We start from the raw sequence: 14,071 nt of genomic DNA, 5'->3' as shown, positions 1-14,071 counted from the left end.
ATGGCTAGGGCAATCTGGAAAGGCGCGATCAGCTTTGGGCTGGTGCACATCCCTGTCTCGCTCAATACCGCGGTGCGCACCGAGCGGGTGGATTTCGACTGGCTCGACAAACGCAGCATGGAGCCGGTCGGGTACAAGCGGGTCAACAAGGTCACAGGCAAGGAAATCGACAAGGAGCACATCGTCAAAGGTGTGGAGTATGAAAAAGGCCGCTATGTGGTGATCAGCGAGGAGGAGATCCGCACGGCCCGGCCAGAAGCGACCCAGACCATTGATATTTTCTCGTTCGTCGATGCCGGTGAAATCCCCCTTCAGCACTTCGATACCCCGTATTACCTGGCCCCCGACCGCCGTGGCGGCAAGGTTTACGCGCTGCTGCGCGAGACCCTGGCGAGTACCGGCAAGGTGGCCTTGGCCACGGTGGTGTTGCATACCCGTCAGCACCTGACGCTGCTGCGCCCGCTGGACGATGCACTGGTGATGATCACCTTGCGCTGGCCAGAGGAAGTGCGAGGGCTGGAGACGCTGGAACTGGACAAGAGCGTGACCGACACCAAGGTAGACAAGCGTGAACTGGACATGGCCAAGCGGCTGGTGGAGGACATGAGCGGGCCGTGGCAGCCGGATGAATACCACGATGCGTTTCGCCAGACGATCATGGACCTGGTGGAAGAGAAGGCCAGTAAAGGCAAGATCAGCGTGGTCGAGAAGGGCGAGGGCGGCAGTGCAGAGAAAAGTGCCGACATCATCGACCTTACCGAGTTGCTCAAGCGCAGTTTGGGGGGCAAGGGTGGGGCTACTGGCAAGAAGAAGCCTGCCAAGCGGACCCGGAAGGCTTCTTGATCTTTCCATCTATGTATCGGCAGCCCACTCCTGTGGGAGCGCTATAAGCCTGCGACTCAGGAGGGGGAGGCTTCAAGGCCTGCCAGAAAATCCCCAAACCCTTCCCGGGCGCGGCTGTCGCGTCGGCTGCTGGTCGCCACGCTGTGCCGTGCCGTCCAGGAGATCTGCGCACCGTGCGCCTCCAGGTCGCGCACCAGTTGTACGTCTTCATGGGCCGGCAACGGCTGGAACCCCCCGATACGCAAATACGCCTGTGCACTGACCCCAAGGTTGGCGCCATGGATATGCCGGTGCCCCTCTCGCGCCTGATAATGGCTCAGGTACAACCGGCGCAACGCGGCATTCTGCCTGGGCTGCCAGCGCTCCACATGCACGGTGCCACAGACCACGTCCGCACCACACGCCAGTTGCGACAGCAACCAATGCGGCGGCACCTGGCTGTCGGCATCGGTACAGGCCAGCCAGCTGGCGCCCTGTTCGATCATCTGTGCCGCGCCGGCACTGCGCGCCATGCCAACATTGCCTGCGTGCACTTCCAGTGTCTGCACCTGGTGCCGCCTGGCAACCGCCGCGCTATCATCGCTGCAGCGGTCCAGTACCACCAGTATTTCGACCTGATAGCCCGCCAACTCAGCCTGGTCTGCAGCCGCCCGCACGGACTTGAGGCAACGACCCAGGCGGCGCGCTTCGTTGTGCGCGGGTATGACCACGGCAATCATGGGCAGGTCTCGTCGAGGTCGACCACGCTGGGCTGGCAGGACCAGTATTCGAGCAGAAAGTCCGCTTCTTCATGGCGATAGACGGGGTACAGCGGCAGATGCTTGCCCAGCATGCGATGCACTTCACGCCCGTCCTGGGGGCAGCCCGCGATCGGGTGTTTCCAGTGGCAGGCCAGCAGGCCGCCGTCGTCGCTGAGGCTGGCGGCTGACTGTTCGATCACTTGCAACCAATCGGTGGGATCAAGGTAGTAACCCAGCTCACTCAGCACGATCAGGTCAAAGCGCCCACCGGGCCAATCACCCGGAAGCCTGCCGAGTTCGACCGAGGCGTGGCTGACCCCGGCCAAGCGTTCCCGCGCGAGGCCTACGGCAGTTGGGTTCAAGTCCTGGCACAACAAGTCTGCACACCGCTCGGCCAGCAAGGCACTCAGCTCGCCATTGGCGCACGCAGGCTCGAACACGCGCTCATAGCATTGGCGGGGCAGGCTGGCCATGACCAGCTCGCGTTTGCGCTTTTCGTACCAGCGGGTGCGAAAGGCCCAAGGGTCTTCGCTGCTGGCGTACAGGTCGGCGAAATACTGTGCGTCGAGGCTCATGACAACTCCCTTTACAAGAACACCAATTCGAAAGGCTGTAGCAGGCACTCCTGCAAGTTCGCTGGCAGCACGGGCGGTTGGCCTTCATCTGGCTCGAGTTGGCTGATGTGTGCGGCCAAGGCCTTGCGCTTGCGGGCCAGGCGGGTTTCATCCAGCTGCACGCGATGAGCCCGTGGCCAGGGCAGGCGAGGGTCGTCAGGTTGCGCCCAGTGCCAGGCCCAGACCGGCACCTCCACCAATTGCACCTTGCGCGCCATTGCCGCTTGCGCGGCGGCCCTGCCCACCGCCTCGTGGTCGCAGTGGCCGTCGTTGCGCCAGGTGGCCATCAGCACGTCGTCAGGCTTGAGCAACTGGCTCAGGTGGTTGACTAGAAACGCCTCGTCCCGCGGCAGCGCGCCGTCCTTCAGGTGCAGCCTGCGCCAGTCCAGCCGGTTGAGGTCAAGTTCGAGCTGTTGCAGGGCGTGGCGGCTCTCCAGCGGCCGCTGCCTGCGCAGGCGGTGCTCGGTCCAGTGGCTGGAGCCTGGGTGGCTGCCTTCGCCATCGGTAGCAGAGACCAACACCAGGTCGTCCTCGCGCCCATGAAAGCCTGCCAGCAAACCACCCGCCATGAGAATTTCGTCATCCGGGTGCGGGGCGATCAGTACAAGCCGGCGGCCAGGCGGGCACAGTTGCCCTGGGTCGATCCAGGTGGCCCTGGCCAGGTGCGCGGCGTGCTGCCAGGCCGACCAGGGGGTACCGCTACTCGACTCGATCAAATTCATAGTTGCCAGGCTCCTGCCGGCAGGGTAGCCAGCTGCTGTCCGAGGGCGGCCAGGTCACGCTCGGCGTGGCTCTGGCGCAGGAACACCGGCAAGTCGGCACTCAACCGGGCAAAGTGGCTGCTGCGGCAAAACGGCGAGGCGCCCAAGGCGCGCCCCACGTGATGGATCACGTGCTCGACGGCCTGTTCGACCTGTGCGCGGGTACGCCGTACTTCGAAACAGGCGTCTGCGCCCGGCTGGCGGTCGATCCAGCCCGCACACTCGCGCAGCGCCGCCCTGGCACCGCACAAGGCGGCGTCCACAGCCCCCAAGTGCGCGTCGGCGTGCGGGTCTGGCCGCGGGTTGCGACAGTGTTCGCGCAGGTAGTCCGCCAGGGCCTCGGCGCCGCCGTACCAGCACGCCGCGATGCCACCACCCCCGTGCCAAAAGCCGGGTCTGGAGAGGTACTGCCCGGGCCGGCCGATGGCAATACCAGGGGTATGGTTGAACTCGACCTCGACGCTCGCGGTAATGGCCATGCCGACCGCCTGCCACTGTTCGATACGCAAGCCTTGGCTGGGGTGCGACAGCGCTATGGCCACCAGCTGCGGTTGGTCGTCTTCACCCCATGCCGTGATCAGGGCGCGGTCGATTTGCAAGGCGCCCGAGCACCACGCCTTGCGGCCCGAAAGCCGCACCTGCTCGCCCTGGCGCTCGACGATACGTGCGCGGGCATCTGGCGGTTCCGCCGCCCATACACCCCAAATGCCGTCCTGCGCATGGTGCGCGGCACCACATTCGGCCAGGATCGCCAAGGCATCGGTGTGGCCTTCGTAGAGCTTGGCCAAGGCCATGTCACAACCGGCAATGCGGGCCAGGCTCTGCCAGCGGCGCAGCGTGTTGCCCTGGCCGGGCAGGGGCAGCAGGTCAAGGTGGTCGGCCTGCAGCGCCTGCATCAGCGCCGGCAGTTGGGTATCGAGGTTCAGTGCCTGCGGCCTTTCGGTGAAGCTGCGCAACAGGCGGTCGAGGGTATTCAAATCAAAGTCCTGAATGATGCTCATCAGCCCAGCCCTAGCTGTTTGCGCATGCGCGCAGTGATCGATTGACGGGTCTTGCCCATGTCGGCCCAGGGGTCGTCCACCTCGGCCAGGCGCTCGTGCAGGTTACCGATGTGCCATTGGTTGGCACCCTTGAGCTGGGCCAGCTCTTCACGCCAGATCGGCACGGACACCGGCAGGCCCTCCCGGGCGCGCAAGGAATAGGCACAGGCGGTGGTGGCGCCTTTGCCATTGCGCAGATAGTCGATGAAGATGCGCCCGACCCGGTTCTTTGGCCCCGACACGGCGCTGAGGCGATCAGGGAACAGGTTGGCCAGGTACTCGACGATCGCATGGCTGAAGTCCTTCACCTCGTCCCAGCCCGCTTTTCGGGTCAGCGGCACGACAATGTGAATGCCCTTGCCACCACTGGTCTTCAGAAACACCTTCAGGCCAAGTTCGTCGAGCAGGGTCAAGGTCAGCTGCGTGGCCTCCAGCATGGCTTTCCAGGGCAGCGCCGGGTCCGGGTCCAGGTCGAGCACGAAGCGGTCCGGTTTGTCGAAGTCCTTGTCGGTGGCGTTCCAGGTGTGCAGTTCGAGCATGTTCATCTGCACCGCGCCCAGCAGAGTATCGGCGCGGTTGATGACCATGGCGGCCTGGCCGGCCTGTTTCTTGTCGTAGCTGACCACGTTGGGGATGTGCAGCTGGCCAGCGTTTTTCTGGAAGAACAACTCGCCACCGAGGCCATCGGGCGCGCGTACCAGCGCCACGGGGCGGTTTTTCAGCTGGGGCAGGATCCATTGGCTCACCTGCGCATAGTATTCGGCGACTTGGCGTTTGGTGGTGGCGCGGGTGGCGTCGATGACGCGGTCAGGGTGGGTCAGGCGCAATTCGCCCAACGCCTCGGGCTTGTGTTGAGCCTTGGTTTTGGCCACGGACTTGCCAGGCATGGCGTGCTCCAGGTCGATCGCGGTCGCAGGTTTGTCATCACGCAGGCCGTGGAACACCGCATGGCGCACCACGCCGTCTCGGGTCATCTGTGCATAGGCGACTTCGGCCAGCAGCGTCGGCTTGAGCCAGTGCACCCCCCGGACTTCGGCGCCGGTCGGTGGCTTGCTCAGCATCGGCTTGGGGGTTTCCAACGGTTTGAGTCGCGCATGAATGGTTTCCAGGGTGGCAGCACTGAACCCTGTACCGACTTTGCCGGCGTAGCGCAGCGCGCCGCTGTCGTCGTGCACGGCCAGCAGCAAGGCGCCAAAAGCGCTGCGGCTGCCCTTGGGGTCGGTGTAGCCGACAATCACGAACTCCTGGCGTTGCTGGCACTTGAGCTTGACCCAGTCGGCGCTGCGGCGCCCGGTGTAAGGGCTGTCGGCGCGCTTGCCGATCAGGCCTTCCAGGTTCATGCGGCAGGCGCTGTCGAGCAGGGAGTCGACCGGTTGATCGAAACCTTCGGAAAACCTCAGCCACTGCGCGTCGGCCTGTTCAAGCAACTGCTGCAGGGTTTTGCGCCGCGCTTGCAGCGGTAACTGGCGTAAGTCCTCGCCGCCCAGGAAGGGCAGGTCGAACAGGTAGTAGAGAATGTGCTGATCGTCCTCGACATCGAACGCGTTCTGCAGGGCCTGGAAGTCGGCCACACCGTGTTCGTCATTGACCACCATTTCTCCGTCCAACCATGCCGAGTCGAGGCCCAGCGTGCGCAGTGCCTCTCGCTGATGGGGCAGCTTGGCGGTCCAGTCGTGGCCATTGCGGGTAAAAAGACGCACGTCATCGCCGTCGATGCGCGCGAGAATCCGGTAGCCATCGAACTTGACCTCGTACAACCAGTCGCCGGCGGGTGGCGAGTCGACCAGCGTCGCCAGTTGCGGTTGCAGCGTGTCGGGTAACGGGGCCTTCTGTGCGCCTGCCTTGCGTTTGCGGGTACGCGGCGCCGCTTTTTCGGCAGGCTTGCTACGCCTGGGGACCAGGGTGCGCTCGCTGAGCACGCTGTCGGGCTGGGCCTCGACGATGCTGTAATCGGCCTCGCTACGGGCTTCGCCATCGTGCGATTTGACTAGCATCCATTGCTCTTTCTTGCCCGCCAGGTGGGTGCGGAACAGGTTCCAGACGCCGTTGAGCTTCTCGCCTTGCAGGCGAAAGCGCAGCTTGCCCTTGGCGTAGGCCTGCTGCGCATCACCTTCAGGCTCCCAGATGCCACGGTCCCAGACGATCACATCGCCCGCGCCGTAATGGCCTTCGGGGATATTGCCCTCGAAATCGGCGTAGTCCAGTGGGTGATCCTCCACATGCACGGCCAAGCGCCGCACCTTCGGGTCCAGCGACGGGCCCTTGGGGATCGCCCAGCTCTTGAGCGTGCCGTCGAGCTCCAGGCGGAAGTCGTAGTGCAGGTGGCTGGCGTCGTGCTTCTGGATGCAGAACTGCAGGGCATGGGGCTTCCGGCCCCGGCCACGCTTACCGCTGGGCTCGGGCGTGGCATTGAAGTCACGCTTGCGCTGGTATTCCTGCAGGGGCTTGGCCATGGCGGGGTCCTGAAGAATCGCGGGGGCTCTTCAGGTGGGAGGGGGTGCGGTGAGGGGAGTTCAAAATTTCCCCCCGTCGAGCGCCTGGCGGCTCGACGGGGGTAGAAGGGCCTTTAGCAGCTTGAACGGCTGCCCTCACCATCGACCAGGCGCCAAATACCCAGCGGATTGGCGTTCTGCAACGCAGGGGGCAGCATCGCATCAGGGTAGTTCTGGAAGCACACCGGCCGCAGGAAGCGATCGATCGCCAGCGACCCCACCGAGGTGCCGCGGGCGTCCGAGGTGGCAGGGTATGGGCCGCCGTGGACCATCGCATCGCACACTTCGACGCCAGTGGGGTAGCCGTTGAACAACACGCGGCCGACCTTGTCCTGGAGCAGTTCACTCAACCAGCTGAAGCCTGTCAGTTCTGCTGCTTCGCCAATGACCGTGGCGGTCAGTTGCCCGCGCAGGGCTTGCACGGCGGCGCTGAGTTGCGCCTGATCTGCAACTTCAATGACCAGGGTCGTGGGCCCGAACACTTCTTCCTGCAGCAGCGGGTCGCCGTTCAGCAGCAGGCTGACATCGGCCTTGAACAGTTGCGGCTGCGCCTGCCGCTCGCCTTGCTCGGCGCCGGCCAGGTGGGTGATGCCGGGGTGCGCGTGCAAGTGTTGTAGGCCCTGGCGGTAGCTGGCCAGGGTGCCGGCGTTGAGCATGGTCTGGGCGCCTTGCGCAGCCATTTGTGCTTGCAGGTGCTCGACAAAATGGCTGAATGCAGCAGAGCGCATGCCCAGCACCAGGCCTGGGTTGGTGCAGAACTGGCCACAGCCCAGGGTCACGGACGCAGCGAGCTCGCGGGCCAGTGCGGCGCCTCGCTGAGCCAGCGCTTCAGGCAGCAGGATCACCGGGTTGATGCTGGACATCTCGGCAAACACCGGGATCGGCTGGGCCCGCTCCGCAGCCATGCGCATCAGCGCGTTACCGCCCTTGAGCGAGCCGGTGAAACCCACGGCCTGGATGGCCGGGTGCTTGACCAGCCACTCGCCGACGCCCGCACCGTAGACCATGTTGAAGACGCCCGCCGGCATGCCACTGCGCACCGCGGCACGCAAGATGGCATCCGCTACACCTTCAGCGGTGGCCATGTGGCCGCTGTGCGCCTTGAACACCACCGGGCAACCAGCGGCCAGGGCCGATGCGGTATCGCCGCCTGCGGTGGAGAACGCCAGCGGGAAGTTGCTGGCCCCGAACACGGCAACCGGGCCGACCCCGATTCGGTACTGGCGTATGTCCGGGCGCGGCAGCGGCTGGCGCTGCGCCAGTGCGCGGTCGATGCGGGCGCCGTAAAAATCACCCCGGCGCAGCACCGTGGCGAACAGGCGCATCTGGCCGCTGGTGCGGGCACGTTCCCCCTGGATTCGGCCAGCGGGCAGGGCCGTTTCACGGCATACCGTGGCGATGAAGGCGTCACCCAGTGCATCGAGTTCGTCGGCAATCGCCTCCAGAAACACTGCGCGTTGCTCGGCCGGCAGGTTGCGGTAGGCCGGGAAGGCCGTGGCAGCAGCCTTTGCGGCCGCATCCACTTCAGCTTCGGTGGCTTGGCTGAATGCGCCGGGCAGCGCTTCGCCAGTGCTGGCATCCAGGCTCTTGAGCAGCGTATTGCCTTGCGCCGAGCGCTGGCCGCCGATGTAGTTGTGACCTAGGATCTGGGTCATGAGGGCTCCGATAATCGTTAAGGCAGGTACATCAAGGCAAGCAGTCAGGTAATGGCGCCGATCTGCCACGGCACGAACTCGTTCTGCCCGTAGCCATGCTGTTCGCTCTTGCTGCGCTCCCCCGATGCGATGCGCAGCATCATCTGGTAGATGTGCTCGCCGCGCTCTTCGATGGTCATGCTGCCGTCGGCAATGCCGCCGCAGTTGACGTCCATGTCGTCTTCCTGGGTTTCCCACAGGCGCGTGTTGGTCGCCAGCTTGATGGACGGCGAGGGCGCACAGCCGTAGGCGGAACCGCGGCCGGTGGTGAAAGCGATCAAGTTGGCACCCCCGGCGACTTGGCCAGTGGCCGAGATCGGGTCATAACCGGGGGTGTCCATGAACACCAGGCCATGGGCGCGCACCGGCTCTGCGTATTCGTACACATCCACCAGGTCACTGGAGCCGGCCTTGGCGACCGCACCCAGTGATTTTTCCAGGATGGTGGTCAAGCCACCGGCCTTGTTGCCGGCCGAAGGGTTGTTGTTCAGCTCGGCGCCCATGCGCTGGCAATAGGCTTCCCACCACTGGATGCGGGCGATCAGCTTTTCACCGACTTGCTGGCTTACGGCGCGGCGCGTCAGCAAGTGCTCGGCACCGTAGATTTCGGGAGTTTCCGACAGGATCGCGGTACCGCCTGCGGCTACCAGCCGGTCCACGGCATTGCCCAGCGCAGGGTTGGCGGTGATGCCCGAGTAGCCGTCCGAACCCCCACATTGAAGGCCCACGGTGAGGTGGCGCACGCTGACTGGCTGGCGCTCGACCTGGTTGGCTTCGGCGAGCAACGCCTTGACCTGGGCAATGCCGCTGGCGATGGTCTTGCTGGTGCCACCAGTGCCCTGGATGGTGAAGGTGCGCAAGGTGTGGCTGCTTTGCAACCCTTGGGCGGCGAGCAGCTCAGGGATCTGGTTGGTTTCGCAACCCAGGCCAATCAGCAGCACCGAGGCGAAGTTGGCATGCACGGCATAGCCGCCCAAGGTCCGGCGCAGCATGGCCAAGGCCTCGCCAGAGGGGTCGACGGCGCAACCGACGCCATGGGTCAGGGCCACCACGCCGTCGACGTTCGGGTACGGCGCCAACGCTTCGGGGTGAATGTCACGGCGAAAATGGTCGGCGATTGCCCGGGCCACGGTGGCCGAGCAGTTCACCGAAGTGAGGATGCCGACATAGTTGCGCGTGGCGACCCGGCCATCTGCCCGGACGATACCCCTGAAGGTGTCGTCGTTGGGCGCCTGCGCGCCACGGGCATCGACGCCAAAGGCGTAGTCACGGGCAAAGTCACCCATTGCCAGGTTATGCACGTGCACATGCTCGCCTGCGGTGATGGCCTGGCTGGCGAAGCCGATGATCTGCCCGTAGCGGCGCAGCGGCTGGCCGGCCGCAATGTCGCGCGCCGCCACCTTGTGCCCAGCAGGGATTGGCTGGCGAACGGTGATGCCTTCGTCCAGCAGCAACCCTTCGGGCAGGGCCTGGCGGGCGATGAGCACGTCGTCGAGCGGGTTGAGTCGGATCACGGCGTGGGCAGCGCGTTCACTGCCTGTTGTTGTAATGAGTTGCATGACAGTTACCTCAATAGGGCGCGTGGCTCAGGCCAGCCCGCGCTCGCGATAGTCGATCAGGCCAGAGAACAGCATCAGGCCGAAGGCCATGACCACGAAGAAGATCAGGGCCAAGAAGTACGAACCGGTGAACTGCACGATCAGGCCGATCAGGATCGGTACCAGCACGCCGACCATGTTGCCGCAGAAGTTCATGCTGCCGCCCAGAACGCCGGCTTTGGATTTACCGCCGAGAATGGCCGGCAGGCACCAGTACATGCCGCACCAGCGGATGAAGAACAGCGCCACGCACAGCAGGGCGATCACCCGTGCAGCATCGGGGGTGTAGGCCACCAGCAGGATGCACAGCGCGGCGACGGCAGCGGAGCCTGCGAACATGCTGCGCATGACCGTGTTCGGCTGGCCGCCATTGGCTTTCCACTTGTCCGAGATCCAGCCGCCCACCAGCTCGCCGACAAAACCGCACATGAAGATCAGGAAGGTCGCGCCACCCATGGCCTTGATGTCCAGGTTGTGGGCTTGGTGCAGGTAGCTTGGCATCCAGGTCAGCAGGCCATAGAACACGCTGTTGTAGCAGGCGTAGCCGGCGAACATGCACAGCACCGAGCGGCTTTTCAGCAGCTCTTTGAGTACCGCCTTGCGGTTGCCGTTGGCCTGGGTCGCGGCGTCGTTGGCTTGGGTGATGTAGGCCAGCTCGGCGGCGTTGACCTGCGGGTGTTCGCTGGGGTGGTTGCGGATGTACCACCAGGCCCAGATGCCTGCCGCCACAGTGCCGACACCGGCGATGATGAAGGCGATGCGCCAGGAGTCGAACCAGGTGATCAGCCCGGCGATGATGATCGCGCCAAACGCTGTGCCCAGCGGCGCGCCGCCGTCGACCAGGGTGGCGCCGCGGCCACGTTCGTTGGGGGTCAACCAAGCGCCGTTGAGTTTGGCGCCCGCCGGCATGATCGGCGACTCGGCCACGCCCAGGCCAATGCGGGTGACCAGCAGGGTAATCCAGTTGTGGGCAAAGCCGCCCAGCGCCTGGAAGGCGCCCCAGCCGATGGTGGCGACACCAATGATGTTGCGCACCTGGAAGCGGTCGAGCAGCACACCGGCTGGGATCTGCATCAGGGCATAGGACCAGAAGAACGCGCTGAGGATCAACCCTTCAAGTGCTGGGGTGAGTTCGAACTCGGCAGAAATCAAGGGCAGGGCCACCGACAGCGACGCCCGGTCGATGTAGTTGATCGCTGCCAGCAACAGCAGGATCAGGAAGATCCGCCAGCGCACGGTGGTCGGCTTGGCGGTATCTGTGCTGGCCGTGGCGGCTGTGGCCGCCGGGTAAGGGGTGTGTTTCATGCTCATCTCACTGTTGTGATTGTTATGAAATGCCGCGGCGGCGCGGCCCTGCGCCGCCGTCGGTTCAGAGCGTCTTCACCTCGCCAGGTGAGATGGCCGAAGGCGTCCCGGCAATGCCATTGCACAGGGGGGCGCCGAAATCAGGCAGGCTGATCTCGAACACATCGCCCTCGGCGGGCTTGATCTGGTCGGCGAACGACAAGGTCGCCGTGCCGAAGAAGTGCACGTGCACATCGCCTGGGCGCAGGAACTGGGCGTACTTGAAGTGGTGATACTCCAGGTTGTCCAGCGAGTGGCACATGTTGTCCTCACCGCTGAGGAAGGCCTTTTCCCAGATCACCTGGTTGCCGCGACGAATCCGGCTGATGCCATCGAGGTGGCGGGGCAGCTCACCGACCCGCAGTTCAGGGCCAAAGGCGCAACTGCGCAATTTGGAGTGAGCGAGGTACAGGTAGTTGCGCCGTTCCATCACATGGTCGGAAAACTCGTTGCCGATGGCAAAACCGAGGCGGTAGGGCTGGCCATCATCTCCGATCACATACAGGCCGGCCAGCTCGGGTTCTTCACCGGCATCTTCAGCAAAGGCCGGGCGCTGCAAGGCCTGGCCAGGGCGGACCACAATGGAGCCGTCGCCCTTGTAGAACCACTCCGGTTGTACGCCCGCGGTGCCCGGTGCAGGGCGGCCCCCTTCGATGCCCCACTGGAAGATCCGCGCGGTGTCGGTCAACGCCGCCGCATCGTCGATTTTTTGCTGGTGCATCTTGTCGCGGGTGGCAGCACTGCCCAGGTGGGTCAGGCCGGTGCCGCTGATCAGGCAATGGGCTGGGTCTTCGTGGTCCAGCGGGGGCAGTACGCGGCAGTCGCTCAGGGCCTGGCTGTAACTGTGTTGCGTGCTGCCCAGGCCGCGTTCGAGCACTTCGGCGGCCAGGCTGGTGTGGTTGCGGATCGCGGCCAAGGCCAGCTCACGCATGGAATGGGTATCACGCACGACCTGGATCAGGTCGCCTTCGACCACGCCGACGTGGCGTTGGCCGGGTGCGGTTTCAAATTGGATCAGGCGCATGCGGGTTCCTGTGTTGTTCTTGTTGAAGATGCAGGTCACTTTAATTTTCCCTGCCGTTGCTGCCTAATGAGACCTGCTGACCCCGTGATAACTTTAAGTGATCCCCTATGCTGCCACCCCTGAGTTCCATGGCCTCGCGCCTTCGCCTGCGCCAGTTGCGGTTATTGATCAGCCTGGATGAGCTGGGCTCGATTCATAAAGCGGCCGAGGCCATGTCGATCACCCAACCGGGGGCGTCAAAAGCCCTCAACGAGATTGAATCGACCCTGGGCGCGGTGCTGTTCGAGCGCACCAGCAAGGGCCTCGAGGCCAATGACCTGGGCCGTTGCGTGCTGCGCTACGCGCGCCTGATCAGTAACGACCTGGCACACCTGCGTGAAGAGATGCTGGGTATTCTGCAGGGCCATGGCGGGCGTTTGTCGGTCGGCACGATCATGGGGGCGGTGCCGATATTGGTGGAGGGGTTGGCGCGCTTGCGTGAAAGCCAGCCAGACCTGTCGGTGTCGGTAGTTGAGGACACCAGCGACCGCCTGCTCAACCTGCTCGACCAGGGCCGCCTGGACGTGGTGATCTGCCGGACCAGTGTCAGCCCGCGGCCCGCCGCCTACGACAGCGTGCCGAAACACCAGGAGCAATTGGTGCTGGTGGCCAACCCTGCACACGCCCTGGCCGGCAGCGAGACCTTGAACCTTGCGCAGTTGGCCAGTTCACGCTGGGTGGTATTCCCAGTCAACATGCCCATGCGCTTGACGTTGGAGCGCGAATTCCGCGAAGCGGGCCTGAGCTTTCCGCAATACCCGATTGAAACGTCCTCGACCTTCACCACGTTGTCGATGCTGCTGCAGGACCCGGGCTTGCTCGCTGTGATGCCGTGGGATGTGGCCAAGGTCGCACTGGACCATGGCATGCTGGTGCGCCTGCCGCTGCAGCTGAAGTCGCGCAGCGAGCCGTACGAAGTGGTCACGCGCAAGGGCGTGGAGTTGAGCCGGCCTGCGCAGATGCTGGTGAGCATTCTGATGGCATGAGCCCGCTGCACCGCTCGGGTGCAAGGGGCTTTAAAGGGTGGCAGAGCGCGGGGTCAGTCGCCGAATGGGCCGGCGACGGTGAAGGCGCCACCTTGCAGGTGCGCGCTGGCATCGTCAGTGGCAGGTTTTGGCTGTTGCTCGAGTTTCGCGCGAAAGCGCTCCGAGCTGTCCTGCGGATTGAAGCCCAGGTGCGCCGCGTAGCGGTTGTCCCACCACAGCTCGCGGTTGGCCGACACGCCATACACCACGGTGTGGCCAACGTTTTCAGCGAGCAAGGCCCGTTCTACCAGGTGCGAAAGGTCTGCATAGCTCAGCCAGGTCGAGAGCATGCGCATGTTGCGCGGTTCTGGGAATGACGAGCCGATGCGCAGGCTCACGGTCTCGATGCCGTAACGGTGGAAATAGAAGGTGGCGAGGTCTTCGCCATACGATTTCGACAACCCGTAATAGCAGTCTGGGCGACGCACAGACTGCGCATCCACCTGCTCGTCTTGCGGATAAAACCCGGTGACGTGGTTGGAGCTGGCGAACACCACCCGTGGGATCCCGTGCTTACGTGCCGCTTCATAGATATGAAAAGTGCCGCGGATATTGGCGTCGAGAATCTCTTCGAACGCACGCTCCGTGGAAATCCCACCCAAGTGGACGATGGCATCCACGCCTTGGGCAAGCGCCAGTACACCGGCCTTGTCCGCAAGGTTGCAACTGATCACTTCTTCATGGACGCCCGCTGCGGGCGCCATCGCACTGATATCGGAAGCCCGTACGACGTTGGCGTGCGCCTGCAGGGCTTCGCGCAGGATCTGCCCGAGCCCGCCGGCGGCGCCGGTCAGCAGCAGGCGGTTGAACGGTTTGCCCTGGGTGGGCGAGGAGGGTGTGGTCATGGCGAGCGCCTT

Annotated in this window: 12 protein-coding genes; 2 read left to right on the top strand and 10 right to left on the bottom strand. The window is 64.4% G+C overall.

All coding sequences use genetic code 11. The annotated features are described in order from the left end of the window. A complete protein-coding gene (ku, locus tag HU750_RS18150) occupies positions 1–843 on the top strand; it encodes a non-homologous end joining protein Ku (protein WP_099429364.1) in 843 nt (280 codons plus the stop codon). A gap of 56 nt (positions 844–899) precedes the next feature. Here ku and HU750_RS18145 read toward each other — a convergent pair whose 3' ends face one another. The 9 genes from HU750_RS18145 to araD1 form a co-directional block, all read right to left on the bottom strand. Then, a complete protein-coding gene (locus HU750_RS18145; protein ID WP_186681569.1) occupies positions 900–1,562 on the bottom strand; it encodes a glycosyltransferase family 2 protein in 663 nt (220 codons plus the stop codon). Then, positions 1,559–2,158 carry a class I SAM-dependent methyltransferase gene (locus HU750_RS18140; RefSeq protein ID WP_085272833.1) on the bottom strand — a complete coding sequence of 200 codons (600 nt, stop codon included), beginning with the start codon at positions 2,156–2,158 and terminating at the stop codon, positions 1,559–1,561. The genes HU750_RS18145 and HU750_RS18140 overlap by 4 nt, the downstream gene beginning before the upstream one ends. Positions 2,159–2,169: 11 nt before the next feature. Next, entirely contained in the window at positions 2,170–2,919 is a 750-nt protein-coding gene (locus HU750_RS18135; protein ID WP_186681567.1) for a PIG-L deacetylase family protein, read from the bottom strand. Next, positions 2,916–3,959, bottom strand: coding sequence for an acyl-CoA dehydrogenase family protein (locus tag HU750_RS18130; protein WP_186681565.1), 1,044 nt, complete (start codon positions 3,957–3,959; stop codon positions 2,916–2,918). Before HU750_RS18130 ends, HU750_RS18135 begins: the two co-directional genes overlap by 4 nt. Continuing rightward, positions 3,959–6,451 (bottom strand): DNA ligase D, encoded by a 2,493-nt coding sequence (ligD, locus tag HU750_RS18125; RefSeq protein ID WP_186681563.1) that lies wholly within the window; start codon positions 6,449–6,451, stop codon positions 3,959–3,961. The genes HU750_RS18130 and ligD overlap by 1 nt, the downstream gene beginning before the upstream one ends. A 113-nt stretch (positions 6,452–6,564) precedes the next feature. Beyond that, positions 6,565–8,145, bottom strand: coding sequence for an aldehyde dehydrogenase (NADP(+)) (locus tag HU750_RS18120; RefSeq protein WP_186681561.1), 1,581 nt, complete (start codon positions 8,143–8,145; stop codon positions 6,565–6,567). A 44-nt stretch (positions 8,146–8,189) separates the two neighbouring features. Next, the gene (locus HU750_RS18115) at positions 8,190–9,743 is read right to left on the bottom strand and encodes a D-arabinonate dehydratase (RefSeq protein WP_027593213.1); all 1,554 of its coding nucleotides are present in this window, start codon (positions 9,741–9,743) and stop codon (positions 8,190–8,192) included. 27 nt (positions 9,744–9,770) lie between these two features. Further along, a complete protein-coding gene (locus tag HU750_RS18110; RefSeq protein ID WP_172960359.1) occupies positions 9,771–11,087 on the bottom strand; it encodes an MFS transporter in 1,317 nt (438 codons plus the stop codon). Positions 11,088–11,151: 64 nt separating this feature from the next. Beyond that, on the bottom strand, positions 11,152–12,150 hold the full coding sequence (araD1, locus tag HU750_RS18105; protein ID WP_186681559.1) for an AraD1 family protein: 999 nt from the start codon (positions 12,148–12,150) through the stop codon (positions 11,152–11,154). 107 nt (positions 12,151–12,257) lie between these two features. On the opposite strand from araD1, the gene HU750_RS18100 reads away from it, so the two are divergent. Then, positions 12,258–13,175: a LysR family transcriptional regulator gene (locus HU750_RS18100; RefSeq protein WP_186681557.1), complete on the top strand. Its 918-nt coding sequence runs from the start codon at positions 12,258–12,260 to the stop codon at positions 13,173–13,175. A 53-nt stretch (positions 13,176–13,228) separates the two neighbouring features. Here HU750_RS18100 and HU750_RS18095 read toward each other — a convergent pair whose 3' ends face one another. Next, positions 13,229–14,059, bottom strand: coding sequence for an NAD-dependent epimerase/dehydratase family protein (locus HU750_RS18095; RefSeq protein ID WP_186681555.1), 831 nt, complete (start codon positions 14,057–14,059; stop codon positions 13,229–13,231). Between the last annotated feature and the right edge of the window lie 12 nt (positions 14,060–14,071).

It is taken from the genome of Pseudomonas sp. SWRI50 (genome assembly GCF_014269095.1).
In the GTDB taxonomy this organism is placed as follows: domain Bacteria; phylum Pseudomonadota; class Gammaproteobacteria; order Pseudomonadales; family Pseudomonadaceae; genus Aquipseudomonas; species Aquipseudomonas kermanshahensis.
The sequence above is the reverse complement of the archived record's forward strand: the minus strand, read 5'-3'. Positions and strand labels throughout refer to the sequence as shown.

Bases quoted from the DNA above. Each gene is read 5' to 3' on its own strand.
- ku (WP_099429364.1), top strand. From the start codon at position 1: ATGGCTAGGGCAATCTGGAAAGGCGCGATCAGCTTTGGGCTGGTGCAC.
- HU750_RS18145 (WP_186681569.1), bottom strand. From the start codon at position 1,562: ATGATTGCCGTGGTCATACCCGCGCACAACGAAGCGCGCCGCCTGGGT.
- HU750_RS18140 (WP_085272833.1), bottom strand. From the start codon at position 2,158: ATGAGCCTCGACGCACAGTATTTCGCCGACCTGTACGCCAGCAGCGAA.
- HU750_RS18135 (WP_186681567.1), bottom strand. From the start codon at position 2,919: ATGAATTTGATCGAGTCGAGTAGCGGTACCCCCTGGTCGGCCTGGCAG.
- HU750_RS18130 (WP_186681565.1), bottom strand. From the start codon at position 3,959: ATGAGCATCATTCAGGACTTTGATTTGAATACCCTCGACCGCCTGTTG.
- ligD (WP_186681563.1), bottom strand. From the start codon at position 6,451: ATGGCCAAGCCCCTGCAGGAATACCAGCGCAAGCGTGACTTCAATGCC.
- HU750_RS18120 (WP_186681561.1), bottom strand. From the start codon at position 8,145: ATGACCCAGATCCTAGGTCACAACTACATCGGCGGCCAGCGCTCGGCG.
- HU750_RS18115 (WP_027593213.1), bottom strand. From the start codon at position 9,743: ATGCAACTCATTACAACAACAGGCAGTGAACGCGCTGCCCACGCCGTG.
- HU750_RS18110 (WP_172960359.1), bottom strand. From the start codon at position 11,087: ATGAAACACACCCCTTACCCGGCGGCCACAGCCGCCACGGCCAGCACA.
- araD1 (WP_186681559.1), bottom strand. From the start codon at position 12,150: ATGCGCCTGATCCAATTTGAAACCGCACCCGGCCAACGCCACGTCGGC.
- HU750_RS18100 (WP_186681557.1), top strand. From the start codon at position 12,258: ATGCTGCCACCCCTGAGTTCCATGGCCTCGCGCCTTCGCCTGCGCCAG.
- HU750_RS18095 (WP_186681555.1), bottom strand. From the start codon at position 14,059: ATGACCACACCCTCCTCGCCCACCCAGGGCAAACCGTTCAACCGCCTG.